The sequence below is a fragment of the Nitratidesulfovibrio sp. genome (assembly GCF_040373385.1).
In the GTDB taxonomy this organism is placed as follows: domain Bacteria; phylum Desulfobacterota; class Desulfovibrionia; order Desulfovibrionales; family Desulfovibrionaceae; genus Cupidesulfovibrio.
In genome coordinates this window covers 54,659-68,645 of record NZ_JBDXXH010000009.1, presented here as the reverse complement: position 1 = coordinate 68,645, position 13,987 = coordinate 54,659, and the positions used below count along the sequence as shown (strand labels likewise).

The 13,987-nt window shown below is 67.3% G+C and carries 8 protein-coding genes and 1 pseudogene; all 9 read left to right on the top strand.

Annotation, left to right across the window (positions count from 1 at the left end):
• Positions 1–215: 215 nt before the first annotated feature.
• Positions 216–905, top strand: a pseudogene (ftsE, locus tag ABWO17_RS14205) (cell division ATP-binding protein FtsE); the annotation flags it as partial.
• A 173-nt stretch (positions 906–1,078) separates the two neighbouring features.
• Positions 1,079–1,978, top strand: a complete 900-nt coding sequence (locus ABWO17_RS14200) for a cell division protein FtsX (protein WP_353119641.1) — start codon at positions 1,079–1,081, stop codon at positions 1,976–1,978.
• A 315-nt stretch (positions 1,979–2,293) separates the two neighbouring features.
• Entirely contained in the window at positions 2,294–3,961 is a 1,668-nt protein-coding gene (gene ilvD, locus ABWO17_RS14195; protein WP_353119639.1) for a dihydroxy-acid dehydratase, read from the top strand.
• 792 nt (positions 3,962–4,753) lie between these two features.
• Positions 4,754–7,096: a 5-methyltetrahydropteroyltriglutamate--homocysteine S-methyltransferase gene (gene metE / locus ABWO17_RS14190; RefSeq protein ID WP_353119637.1), complete on the top strand. Its 2,343-nt coding sequence runs from the start codon at positions 4,754–4,756 to the stop codon at positions 7,094–7,096.
• 332 nt (positions 7,097–7,428) lie between these two features.
• Positions 7,429–8,235 (top strand): class I SAM-dependent methyltransferase, encoded by an 807-nt coding sequence (locus tag ABWO17_RS14185; protein WP_353119635.1) that lies wholly within the window; start codon positions 7,429–7,431, stop codon positions 8,233–8,235.
• Between the two features lie 303 nt (positions 8,236–8,538).
• A complete protein-coding gene (hisS, locus tag ABWO17_RS14180; protein ID WP_353119633.1) occupies positions 8,539–9,819 on the top strand; it encodes a histidine--tRNA ligase in 1,281 nt (426 codons plus the stop codon).
• 164 nt (positions 9,820–9,983) lie between these two features.
• Entirely contained in the window at positions 9,984–11,861 is a 1,878-nt protein-coding gene (aspS, locus tag ABWO17_RS14175) for an aspartate--tRNA ligase (RefSeq protein WP_353119631.1), read from the top strand.
• A 228-nt stretch (positions 11,862–12,089) separates the two neighbouring features.
• Complete coding sequence (gene def, locus ABWO17_RS14170; protein WP_353119629.1) at positions 12,090–12,644, top strand: peptide deformylase; 555 nt, start codon at positions 12,090–12,092, stop codon at positions 12,642–12,644.
• A 31-nt stretch (positions 12,645–12,675) separates the two neighbouring features.
• On the top strand, positions 12,676–13,761 hold the full coding sequence (gene fmt / locus ABWO17_RS14165; RefSeq protein WP_502914923.1) for a methionyl-tRNA formyltransferase: 1,086 nt from the start codon (positions 12,676–12,678) through the stop codon (positions 13,759–13,761).
• Positions 13,762–13,987 lie beyond the last annotated feature (226 nt).

Genomic DNA, 13,987 nt, shown 5'->3' with positions numbered 1-13,987 from the left:
CGGGGTGGTGAGGGGGTACGGGGGAGAGGAGGGGCGCTTTTCGCTATGCGATCGCCATCCGTAAGGTTCGCGCGTTGCGCTCACCTAACGGCTGCCGTAAAAGCGCCCCTCCTCTCCCCCGTGTTTTCTTGCCCGGCCACGCCGCCCCCCTCTTGCCTCCCCCTTGCCCCTTGCCCCTTGCAATGTCGCGCGGGCTTTGCTTTGATGCGGCCAGCATGCTCAAGATCAGCCACCTGTCCCATTCCTTCGGCACCCACTGGGCCCTGAAGAACGTGTCCTTTTCGCTGGAAAAGGGCGAATTCCTGTTTCTTTCCGGGCCGTCCGGCGCGGGCAAGACAACCCTGCTGCGTCTGTTGCACGGGGCATTGCCGGTGCAGCGCGGCGCGGTTTCGGTGGCGGGCTTCGACCTGACGCGCCTTTCCGGGCGCACCGTACCGATGCTGCGGCGGCAGGTGAGCGTGGTGTTCCAGGATTTCAAGATCCTGCCGGAGCGCAGCGTGTACGCCAACGTGGCCCTGCCGCTGGAAGTGCGCGGCCTTGCGCCGCAGCACATCGGGCGGCGGGTGCGCGCCGTGGTGCGCGCGCTGGGTCTGGAAAACCGGCTGGACACGCCCGGCGGCGAACTTTCCGGCGGCGAGCAGCAGCGGGTGGCCGTGGCCCGGTCCATCGTGGTCAACCCGCAGGTGCTGCTGGCCGACGAACCCACCGGCAACCTGGACCCGGAACTGTCACTGCGGCTCATGGACATCTTCATGCAGTTTCACGCCTACGGCACCACGGTGGTGCTGGCCACGCACAGCCCGGAACTCATCCGCCGCCACCCGGACGCGCGCCTGCTGCGGCTGGAGGACGGCATGATCACCCATGCCAACTGGCCGGGGGGCGAGGTATTCCGTTGCGCCGACGGCGGCCTGCATCTGGGTGATGACGGCGGAAGACGCGGCGGCGTGGACCCCTGCGGACTGGACGCGCCGGGCATTCCCGGCGGTTCCGGCAGCTCCGGCAATTCGGGCAACGGCGGCAGCGGCTCCGAAGGCCCTGATACGCCCGGCGATCCTGACGGCAGGCTGTCACTGTGATGCGCACGCTCTTTCGCCTGCTGGGCCGCGGCGTGGCCGACCTGTTCCTGCACCCGTGGGCGCAGCTGCTGTCCATGGCGGCGGTGACGCTGGTGGTCTTTCTGTCCGGGCTGTTCCTGATGGCCCTGGCCACGGTGGACGCCGAACTCAGCGCCTCGCGCGGGGAAACGGTGTACCAGGTGTACTGGCGCCCCGGTACGGACATGGCCCACGTGCGCGGCCAGTGGGAAGAGCTGCGCCACATGCCCTGGCTGGCCAGCCTGGAAACCTACAGCCCCGACGAGGCACTGGATGCCCTGGCCCGGCGCATGAGCGAAACCGGCACCGGCGGGTCGGGCAACGAACCGGACATGGGCTTTCTGTCCGGCAAAAGCCCCCTGCCGCCCACGGCCCTGCTGACCTTTGCCCCGCGCGAGGCCGACCCCGAAAAGTGGTCCGCCGACACCCAGTCCTTTCTCAAGGCCATGCCCGGCGTTGAACGGGTGGCCGCTTCGCCCCTGCGCGACGAGTTGGGCAAGGCGTGGCGCTCGGCCAGCCGCTTCGTGATCTGGCCCACCGTGGGCTTTCTGGGCGTGGTGCTGGCGCTGGTGGTGGGCAACACCGTACGGCTCACCCTGTCCACCCGGCGGGAAGAAATCGAGATCCTGCAACTGGTGGGCGCGCGCAACTGGTACATCCGCCTGCCCCTGGTGGTGGCGGGTGCGTTGCAGGGGCTGCTGGGCGGGGGGCTGGCCAGCCTGCTGCTGCTTGTTGTGCACTGGCGCTTCCGCACCGCGCTCAACGTACCGCCCCTGCTGCTGGAACTGCGCCTGCCCCCGCCGGACCAGGCCGCCCTGCTGCTGGCCGTGCCCGTGCTCATGGGCATTCTGGGCAGTTGGATTGCCGTCCGCAGCCGGTAGGGATACGTATTTACCGATGGAGATTGGGGGAAGGGGAGGAACCTCTTTTCCAAAAGAGGTTCCTCCCCTTCCCCCAAACCCCCATCCCCTTCTCCCCAAAACGTTTTATTAGGGGTAATGACAGTCTTGCGGACACCACCTCGCAAGCTGACGGCGGTCGCCACACCAATCCGCGCCGCCAGCATCCCCTGTGATAAAAAGTTTTGAAAGAGAGAGAGGGGGTGCGGAGGAGAGGGAGAAAACTTTTTCAAAAGTTTTCTCCCTCTCCCCCGCGCTCTCCGCATCCCTAATTCCGACACAATGAGGACGCAGACAATGCGCAGCAAAAAGATGACCCATGGATTGGAGAAGGCCCCGCACCGTTCGCTGCTGCATGCCCTGGGGCTGACGCGCGAGGAGATCGAACGCCCTCTGGTGGGCGTGGTAAACTCTGCCAACGAGGTGGTGCCCGGCCACGTGCACCTGCACACCATTGCCACGGCGGTAAAGGCCGGGGTGCGCGCGGCGGGCGGCACGCCCATGGAATTTCCGGCCATTGCGGTCTGTGATGGTTTGGCCATGAACCACGAGGGCATGCATTTTTCGCTGCCGTCGCGCGAAATCATTGCCGATTCCATCGAGATCATGGCCACGGCGCACCCGTTCGACGCGCTGGTGTTCATTCCCAACTGTGACAAGTCGGTGCCCGGCATGCTCATGGCCATGCTGCGGCTGGACATTCCGTCCATCATGGTCAGCGGCGGCCCCATGCTGGCGGGCGGCACGCTGGCGGGCCGCACCGACCTGATCAGCGTGTTCGAGGCCGTGGGCCGCGTGCAGCGCGGCGACATGACCATGGCCGAACTGGACGAGATGACCGAAACGGCCTGCCCCGGCTGCGGTTCGTGCGCGGGCATGTTCACGGCCAACACCATGAACTGCATGGCCGAAACCATGGGCCTTGCCCTGCCGGGCAACGGCACCATCCCGGCGGTGACGGCGGCGCGCGTGCGCCTGGCCAAGCACGCGGGCATGAAGGTGATGGAACTGCTGGAAAAGAACATCACCCCGCGCTCCATCGTCACCCCGCGCGCGGTGGCTAACGCCGTGGCCGTGGACATGGCCCTTGGCGGCTCCACCAACACGGTGCTGCACCTGCCCGCCGTGTTCGGCGAGGCCGGGCTGGACCTGACGCTGGACATCTTCGACGAGGTCAGCCGCAAGACCCCCAACCTGTGCAAGCTCTCCCCCGCCGGGCACCACCACATCCAGGACCTGCACGCCGCAGGCGGCATCCCGGCGGTGATGGCGGAACTGACCAGGAAGGGGCTGGTGGACACCTCGGTCATGACCGTCACCGGCAAGACCCTGGCCGAAAACCTGGCCGAGCTGAACGCGCGCGTGCTCAATCACGACGTAATACATTCCGTTGACGCTCCGTATTCGGCACAGGGTGGCATCGCCATCCTCAAGGGTTCGCTGGCCCCGCAGGGCGCGGTGGTCAAGCAGTCTGCCGTGGCGCCGGAAATGATGGTGCGCGAGGCCGTGGCCCGGGTGTTCGATTCCGAGGGCGAAGCCCACGCCGCCATCATGGGCGGCAAGATCAGCAAGGGCGACGCCATCATAATCCGCTACGAAGGGCCGCGCGGCGGCCCCGGCATGCGCGAGATGCTTTCGCCCACCGCCGCCATCGCGGGCATGGGCCTGGGCGCAGACGTGGCCCTGATCACCGACGGCCGCTTCAGCGGCGGCACGCGCGGCGCGGCCATCGGCCACGTTTCGCCGGAAGCCGCCGACGGCGGCAACATCGGGCTGGTCAAGGAAGGCGACCGTATCCTCATTGACATCCCCGCCCGCAGGCTGGACCTGCTGGTGGACGAGGCGGAACTGGCCGCCCGGCGCGAAACCTTCGTGCCGCTGGAAAAGCCGGTCACCTCGCCCCTGCTGCGCCGCTATGCCCGCCAGGTGACCAGCGCGGCCACCGGGGCCATGTACCGCAAGTAGCCCGCCGAAACGCCCGCACTCCGCTGCATTCATTGACGGCCCGTCGCACCACCCGGTGCGGCGGGCCGTTTCAGCTTATCCACAACGTCTGTTTTTTGAACGCCTCCGGCGGCCAAGGACGGCAGCCGTTAGGCGAGCTTGCGAGCCTTACGGCTGGCGATCGCAACGCGGCCGCCGCCCCTTGGAACCCCATATTTTATGGCTGCGCACTATCCAATGAACACAACAGAACATTTTTTGGAGGAGGCCGGGGAAGAGGCTCCTTTTCCAACGGAGTCCTTCCCTTCGTGCGATGTGGAGTTCTCAACAGCCTGTGGCGGCAAAGAGCAATCTGCTGACAAAGTCCCTTCCCACGCTTGACACGACATCACTATATCAGTATTTGCTGATTTAGTGATGTTATCATCCCCGAGCAACGCAGACCGCTGCATGCTCGGACGTGGAAGGGAAACGGAAACCGGTGCGAATCCGGTACAGGCGCGCTGCCGTGTTCGGGCATGCCGCCCGCGTCCACCGTTCGGCCATCGCGGCCGCCTCGCCCGCAAGGGCGACGGCAGCCGGAGCATGGCCCTGCGGGAAGGGCGCGGGCCATGGCTCCGTACCGCGCGATGCCCCTCGCAAGGGCGCTCGCGTGGTTACGAAGCCTTTCACCTACCGCCCGTCAGTCGGAAGACGTCCCCTCCGCACACAGCCCAAGGCCGCGCGAACCGGACCCCGGCATGCGTCCGCCCGTTACCCGGGCGCGCGCTCGCGAATCGCTCTCACCTGTCTTCACGCATTCCGGAGGTGGAAATGCGTACTCACATCCTTGGTTTTCCGCGCATCGGCGGCAACCGTGAACTGAAAAAAGCCGTCGAGGACTACTGGAAAGGCGCTGCCACGCGGCAGCAACTGGAGGACGCCGCGCGCGCCATCCGCCTGCGCAACTGGACCCTCCAGCGCGATGCGGGCATCGACGTCGCGCCCGTGGGCGACTTTGCCCTGTACGACCACATTCTGGACGCCGCCCTGCTGCTGGGCGTGGTGCCCTCGCGCTTTCGCGACGGAGATGCCCCGCGCGACATCGACCTGATGTTCCGCATGGCGCGCGGCCAGGGCGGCGACCACCCCGTGGCCCCGCTGGAAATGACCAAGTGGTTCGACACCAACTACCATTACCTGGTTCCGGAACTGGACGCAGACACCACCTTTGCGGCCGATGCCGCCCCCCTGCTGGCCCAGATCGACGAGGCGCAGGCCGCAGGCTTCACCCCCAAGGCGGTGCTGCCCGGCCCCATGACCTTCCTGTGGCTGTCCAAGCGCGTGGACGGCGGCACCCGCTGGTCGCTGCTGCCCGCCCTGCTCGACGCCTACGGCGCGCTGCTGCGGCAGGTGGCCGCCCGTTGCCCGATGATCCAGTTGGACGAACCCATCGTGTCGCTGGATCTGCCGGACGACATCCGCTCGCGCTTCGTGCCCGCCTACGCCCGGTTGCGCATGGCCGCGCCGGACGCCACCCTGCTGCTGGCCAGCTACTTCGCCCCGGTGGGCGACAATCTGGCAACGGCACTGTCCCTCCCTGTGGACGTGCTGCATCTGGATCTGGTGCGCGGGCCGGAAGACCTGGCCCCGGCGCTGGACATCCTGACCCGCACCGCAGCACGGCAGCCCGCCGACTCCGGCCTGCCTCAATCCGTGGCGCAATCCGGCATTGCGCTTTCCCTTGGCGTCATCAATGGCCGCAACGTGTGGCGTGCGGACGCGGACAAGGCCGCCGCGCCGGTGCGCGCCGCTGTGGCCGCCCTTGGCCCGGACCGGGTGTGGGTGGCCCCTTCCTGCTCGCTGCTGCACACCCCCGTGGACCTTGACGCGGAAACCGGGCTGGACCCGGAAGTGGCACAGTGGCTGGCCTTTGCCAGACAGAAATGCGCCGAGGTGCGTCTGGTGGCCGACATGTGCGACCTGAATGGCCGCGCCGACGCGCCGGAAACCGCCGCCGCCCTTGCCCGCAACCGGGCCGCGCTGGCAGCCCGCGCCGCAAGCCCGGCCATCCACGACCCCGCCGTTGCGGTCCGCACGGGTACCGTCACCCCAGAAATGGGCTGGCGCGCCACGCCCTACACCGCCCGCATCGCCGCCCAGCGCGCCGCGTTGCGTCTGCCCGTGCTGCCCACCACCACCATCGGCTCGTTCCCCCAGACCGCCGACATCCGCGCGCAGCGCCGCAAGCTGCGCACCGGCCAGATCACCGAAGCCCAGTACGATGCCGCCATGCGCGAGGCCATTGCCGTCGCCATCCGCGAGCAGGAAGCCCTGGGGCTGGACGTACTGGTGCATGGCGAGCCGGAACGCAACGACATGGTGGAATACTTCGGCGAGCAATTGCGCGGGTTCTGCATCACCGCCAACGGCTGGGTGCAGAGCTACGGCACCCGCTGCGTCAAGCCGCCCCTGCTCTACGGCGACGTCTCGCGTCCCGGCCCCATGACCGTGCGCTGGATCACCCATGCCCAGTCGCTTACCGACAAACCGGTCAAGGGCATGCTCACCGGCCCGGTCACCATCGCCTGCTGGAGCTTCGTGCGCGACGACGTGTCCCGCGCCACCGTATTCCGCCAGCTCGCCCTCGCCATACGCGACGAGGTGGCCGACCTCGAGGCTGCCGGCATCGGCGTCATCCAGATCGACGAACCGGCCCTGCGCGAGGGCCTGCCCCTGCGCCGCGCCGCCCACGCCGCCTATCTCGACGCCGCCGTGGGCGCGTTCCGCCTGGCTTCGTCCGGCGTGCAGGACGCCACCCAGATCCATACCCACATGTGCTACTGCGACTTCCACGACATCATCGACCACGTGGCCGCCCTGGACGCCGATGTCATCAGCCTGGAAGCCAGCCGCAGCCGCATGGAACTGCTGGATGTCTTCGCCACCCACGCCTACCCCAATGAGGTCGGGCCCGGCGTGTACGACATCCACAGCCCGCGCGTGCCCTCCATAGACGAAATGGAAACCCTGCTCCGCGCGGCCACCCGCGTCCTGCCCCTGGACCGCCTGTGGGCCAACCCCGACTGCGGCCTGAAAACCCGCGACTGGCCAGAAACCCGCGCCAGCCTCGCCCACCTCGTGGCCGCTGCCGCACGGGTGCGGGGCAGCGCGTAGCAAGATAGAATAATTGAAGACCAACCGGGGGAAGGAACCTTTTGAAAAAGGTTCCTTCCCCCGGACCCCCTACCTCCCAAACTTTTTAATTGGGGCGGGATACGCATTGCGGATAAGTCTTGCGAAATCCCATTGAGTCCCCAATTGAAACGTTTTGTGGGAAGGGGTGGGGGTCCGGGGGCGGGGAAACCCACTTTTGGAAAAGTGGGTTTCCCCACCCCCGATTCCTTCCTCCTCTCCCCATCTCCTCCCTCCGCCCCACACCCTTTTCGCGCGGGGGGTCTTGGCGTATGCTGCGCCCAAACCGGATGCCGGAAGCAATGGGGAGGCGCATGAACCAACGGTGGGACGCGGACACGGTGCGGAGCTACATGCAGTGGCTGGAAACGCCCATGGGCGCGTTTGCGGTACGGCACGAGCAGCGGCTGCTGCACCATCTGGTGTCGGGCTGGCCCCGGCGCGGGCACACCCTGCTGGAGGTGGGCTGCGGTCCTGGGGTATTTCTGGAATCGTTCTGGGGGGCGGGGTTCGACGTCACGGGGCTGGACAGCAGCGAGGCCATGCTGGAGGCTGCGCGCGAGCGCCTGAACTGCCGGGCGGACTTTCACCTTGGCGTGGCGGACCACCTGCCCTTTGACGACGACGCCTTCGACTACGTGGCCCTGCTGACCAGCCTGGAATTCATGCCCGACCCTGCGGCGGCGCTGGCGGAGGCATTCCGGGTGGCCTCGCGCGGGGTGCTGGTGGGATTCCTGAACCGCATTTCGCCCTACTACCCCACGCACGGCCTGCCGGTGCCGGGGCTGCGCAGCTCCCTGCTGCGGCAGGCCCGCTGGTTCAGCGTGCCCTCCATGTACACGCTGGTGCGCGGCACCGGGGTGGCCTGCTCCATCACCATGCGCTCGGTGCTGCACGGCCCGGCCTGCACCTGGCGCGAATCGCGCCTGTTCGAGATGCTCAACGGCTGGATCAGCCTTTCGCCATTCGGCGCGTACGTGGCCATGCGCATGGATTTCGGTCAACGCATGCCGGTTACCCCGCTGATGCTGCGCACGGGCAAGGCCGCCGTCTCCCGCCTGGCGCCCGGTCGCCAGCCCGCCACGGACGGCTTTTCCTGCCGCCGCAAGCACGGGGAATAGCCTGGGCACGGCTACGACCCGCTCCCGTCTCCTCCCTGCCCTCTCGCCATGATTACAGTCCACGCACAGCCGCGCGCCCCTGCATCGTGACTGACGTCGAAAACAGGGGTTCCAGGGGGCGGCAGCCGCGTTGCGATCGGCACCCCGTTGGCGCCCCGTCCTCGCACTCTTCCCCGCGCGTGATATTCGACGATTTTGACAATACCCGCCCATTGGACTATCCATGGCTGTTTCCGCACCGGCGGGGCGCGGCGTGCCGTGCGCATGCCCCCTGCCGCGCAAGCCTGCATCCGGAAGCGAGCCATGAGCACCAACAATTCCGACAAGACCGCACAAAAGGTTACGGGCGACAAGGTGGGCACCATCAAGGGGTTTGCCGACATGTTCAGCCCCGACAGCGACGTGTTCACCTTCATGGAGAACACCGCGCGCGAGGTGTTCGGCCGCTACGGCTACGCCGAGCTGCGCACCCCGCTGCTGGAGCGCACCGAACTGTTCTGCCGCTCCATCGGCACCGAGACCGACGTGGTGCAGAAGGAAATGTACACCTTCCCCGACCGCAAGGGCCGTTCGCTGACCCTGCGTCCGGAAGCCACGGCGGGCGTCATGCGCGCCTTCATCGATGCGGGCCGCCATGCGCAGGAGCCGGTTTCCAAGCTGTTCACCACCGGCCCCATGTTCCGCTACGAGCGCCCGCAAAAGGGCCGCATGCGCCAGTTCCACCAGATCAACTGCGAATGCCTTGGCCCGCAGGAACCGCAGGCCGACGCCGAACTGGTGCTGATGCTCATGACCTTCCTGCGCGCGCTGGGCCTGACCGACCTTTCGTTGCAGGTGAACTCGCTGGGCTGCCGCGAATGCCGCCCGGTGTACCGGGCCGCGCTGCGCGACTTTCTGGATTCCATCGACCGCGAAGCCCTGTGCGAGGACTGCCGCCGCCGCATCGACACCAACCCGCTGCGGGTGCTGGACTGCAAGGTGCCCACCTGCCGCGAGCTGACTGCCGACGCCCCGCGCATCATCGACCACAACTGTCCGGAATGCCGCAGCCACTTCGATACGGTGCTGCGCGTGTTCGATGCCGCGCGGCTGGACTACGTGCTCACCCCGCGCCTGGTGCGCGGGCTGGACTATTACAACCGCACCACCTTCGAGGTGGTGTCCGGCTCCATCGGCGCGCAGTCGTCGGTGGCGGGCGGCGGGCGGTATGACGGCCTCGTGGCGCAACTTGGCGGCCCGGACGTGCCCGGCGTGGGCTTTGCCTGCGGCATGGAACGCCTGGCCCTGATGCTGCCCGCGCTGGAAAAGAAGCGGCCCGATTTCTACATTGCCGTGCTGGACCCTGCGGCCGCGGACGCGGCCATGTTGCTGGCGCAGGAACTGCGCGCGGCGGGCAAGGCGGGCGAGGTGTCCTTTGCCGCGCGCGGCATCAAGGGCCAGATGCGCCAGGCCGGTCGTACCGGCGCGCGCAAGACCCTGCTGCTGGGCGGCGACGAGATGGCCAACGGCACCGTGGTCATCAAGGACATGGACAGCGGCGAACAGAACAGCGTGCCGCAGGGTGAGGCCGTGAACCACGTCTAGCGTGGTTGCCGACAGCATCTGTCGCTACCCTTTTGAAAAGTTTGGGGGGGAGGGGTCCGGGGAGGGAGACCCTTTCCAAAGGGTCCCCTCCCCGGTACTCTTCTTACCCCGTTTCCGTCCCTTTCCGACTTGTCATCCTCGGGAAACATCCAAAGGAACCGTTCATGAGCGATCAGAAACTTGACGTCCAACAGGAACACCAGCAGTACATCGAACCCCTGGGCGACTGGGTGCGCAGCCACGACTGCTGCACGCTGACCGCCGCCGACACCGGGGCCGAAGTCTGCCTGATGGGCTGGGTGCAGTACCGCCGCGACCACGGCGGCCTCATTTTCGTGGACCTGCGCGACCGCCAGGGCCTTACCCAGATCGTGTTCAGCCCCGACGTCAATCCCGCCGCGCATGAGCGCGCGCACGTCATCCGCTCTGAATACGTGCTGGCCATTCGCGGCACGGTGCGGCCCCGTCCCGAGGGCATGACCAACCCCGGCATGAAGACCGGCGAGATCGAGGTGTACGTTTCCGAATGGAAGCTGCTGAACACCTCCAGAACGCCCGCCTTCGTCATCGAGGACCGCACCGAGGCCAGCGAAAACCTGCGCCTGCAGTACCGCTACCTCGACCTGCGCCGCCCGCGCATGGCCAACAACTTCATCGTGCGCCACAAGGCCGCCCAGGCCACCCGCCGTTACCTGGACGAGCTGGGCTTTCTGGAAATCGAAACGCCCTACCTCACAAAGTCCACGCCGGAAGGCGCGCGCGACTTCCTGGTGCCCAGCCGCCTGAATCAGGGCCAGTTCTACGCCCTGCCGCAGTCGCCGCAGTTGTTCAAGCAGCTTCTGATGATGTCGGGCATGGAGCGCTACTACCAGATCGTCCGCTGCTTCCGCGACGAGGACATGCGCGCCGACCGTCAGTTGGAGTTCACCCAGATCGATATCGAGATGAGCTTCGTGGACGAGGAACAGGTGATGGCCATGGCCGAAGGCCTGATGGCCCGCGTGTTCCGCGATGCGCTGGACCGCGAGATCGCCACCCCCTTCCCGCGCATGAGCTATGACGACGCCATGGCCCGCTACGGCGTGGACAAGCCGGACACCCGCTTCGGGCTGGAGCTTCAGGACGTTACGCACATCGTGCGCGGCTCGAACTTCAAGCTGTTCGCCACGGCGGAACTGGTCAAGGCCATGCGCGTGCCCGGCGGCGAATCCATGACCCGCAAGGAGATCGACGAATTCACCGAGTTCGTGAAGATCTACGGCGCACAGGGCTTGGCCTGGATCAAGATCCGCCCCGACGAATGGCAGTCGCCCATCGCCAAGTTCCTGTCCGATACGGAACGCGCCGGGCTGAAGGACGCGCTGGGCCTTGAAACGGGCGACATCGTGTTCTTCCAGGCGGGCGCGCCGGGCATGGTCAACGCGGCGCTGGGCAACCTGCGCGTGCGCCTTGGCGAGCACCTCGGCCTCATCGACGAGAACGCCTTCAACTTCCTGTGGGTGACCGACTTCCCGCTGTTCGAATACGACGAGGAAGAAAAGCGCTACGTGGCCTGCCACCATCCGTTCACTTCGCCCAAGGACGGCCACATGGACGTCATGGTCGAAAACCCGGCGGCGGCCCGCGCCCGCGCCTACGACATGGTGCTGAACGGCTACGAGCTGGGCGGCGGCTCCATCCGCAACCATACGGCGGAAAAGCAGCGCCGCATGTTCGCCGCGCTCGGCTTCTCGCCCGAAGAAGCGGAAGCGCAGTTCGGCTTCCTGACCCAGGCGCTGGAAATGGGCGCCCCGCCGCACGGCGGCATCGCCTTCGGCATGGACCGTCTGGCCATGCTGCTGACCGGCTCGTCGTCCATCCGCGACGTCATCGCCTTCCCCAAGACCCAGAAGGCCACCTGCCTGCTTACCCAGGCCCCGGACAGCGTGTCCGCCCGCCAGTTGCGCGACCTGGGCCTGCGCCTGCGCGAAACGGGCAAGGATGCCGCCAAGGACGCGGCTCCCACGGCTCCCACGGCTCCCACGGACGCCGCGCAAGGCTAGCCCGCCATACCGGTTTGCTCACGGGGGAGGAAGGGAACACCCTTCCTCCCCTGCTGTTTCGCCGCCAGCCTCACTGCCTCCGTCGCCCGTATCGCCCCCAGCGCCCCATTGCCCCGCATCGCCCCGCATCGTTCGGTCGACGAGGCCCGCGCCTTTGCCCTTTTCTTGCCCGCACGGCGTGCTTACCGTAGGGTGACCGCATCAAACGCCCAGACCACAGGACCGCCCATGATCCGAGAAGTGCTGCAATATCCCGACCCGCGCCTTGCCGTCGAATGCGAGGACATCACCGAGATCACCGCCGAAATCCGCCAGCTTGCCGCCGACATGGCCGAAACCATGTACCGGCAGGACGGCATCGGCCTTGCCGCGCCCCAGGTGGGCGAGCACTGCCGCCTGATCGTGGTGGACGTGTCCGGCCCGGAAAAACGCGAGGCACTGATGACCTTCGTGAACCCCCGGCTGGAGCTGACCGGTGACAAGATCGACTCGGAAGAAGGCTGCCTGTCCGTGCCCGGCGGCTACCGTGCCACGCTCACCCGCAGTGAGTCCGTGCGCCTGACCGCGCGGGACCTGGACGGCAACGAGGTGTGCATGGACGCGGACGGCCTGCTGGCCGTGTGCCTGCAACACGAGGTGGACCACCTGAAGGGCACCCTGTTCATCGATCATATCAGCAGGTTGAAGCGCACCCTGTACGATTCGCGCGTCAAGAAGATGCTGAAGAACGCGCCCCGGCCCATGCCCACGGCAGCGGCCAAGACGCGCACGGGAGCGCGCTAGCATGACCGGCCAACACGCCGGGCAGGACGGCATGCAGGACGGTAACGGCACCACCGAAGCCGGACAGGTGGCAACGCCCCCGGACGCGCCCCGCGCTCCGTTGCGCGTGGTGTTCATGGGCACGCCGGGCTTTGCCGCCGTGATCCTGCGCCACCTGCTGGAATGGGACGGCTGCGAGGTGATTGCCGCGTACACCCAGCCCGACCGCCCCTGCGGGCGCGGCCAGCAGTGCCGCCCGCCAGAGGTGAAGCTGCTGGCCATTGAACACGGCCTGCCGGTGTACCAGCCCCTGAATTTCAAGACCGAGGACGCCGTTGCGGAATTGCGCTCCTTGCGGCCCGACGTGCTGGTGGTGGCCGCCTACGGGCTTATCCTGCCGCAATCGGTACTGGACATTCCGCGCCTTGGCCCCGTCAACGTGCATGCTTCGCTGCTGCCGCGCCTGCGCGGCGCCGTGCCCATCCAGCGGGCCGTCATGGCTGGCGACGCCGTGACCGGGGTGACCATCATGCGCATGGAAGCCAGCCTGGATACCGGCCCCATGCTGCTGCAAAAAGCCATGGGCATCGACATCAACGACACCGCCGGCGACCTGCACGACCAACTGGCCGACCTTGGCGGCAGGCTGCTGCTGACGGCGCTCGGCAAGCTGGCCGACGGTACCGCCGTGGCCATTCCACAGGACCACGACCGGGCAACGTACGCTGCCAAACTGACCAAGGCCGATGGCCTCATCGACTGGAACCGCCCCGCCGCGCAGGTACACGCGCACATTCGCGGGGTAACCCCGTGGCCGGGCGCGTACTGCACCATCCAGCGTGAAGGCCAGAAGGAACTGCGCGTGGCCCTCGGCCCCGGCCGCATCGGCCCGTTGCGGTCGGAGGCCCCGGAATCCGAGGGCACCGCCCCCGGTACGCCCGGTACCCCCGGTACGCCCGGTACCCCCGGTACGATAGTCGGGCTGGTGGACGAACAACTGGCCATCGCCTGCGCCGACCGGCTGTACCTTGTTGATTCCATCCGCCCGGCAGACCGCAAGCCCATGGATGCCCGCGCCTTTCTGTGCGGCTACCTGAACGCCTGCGAGTGCGACGGCGGCCTTGCCGTGTGCGTATAGGCGGCTGACGCGCGGCAGCATCGTCTGCCGTGGGACCTGCGTCACGCGTCGCACCTGACGCGTTGCACCGGTCACGTCGCACCTGCCGAAGGCTAACGCCCGCGCGCTCGGCGACAACCATGGAACCTGCCACGGCCACGGGGCACGCGCGCCTGGTGACACTTCCGGCCAGCTTCCGGCCCCGCAGACCGCTGCCCGTTTCGTTCCGGCCCACCCCTTCCGCAAC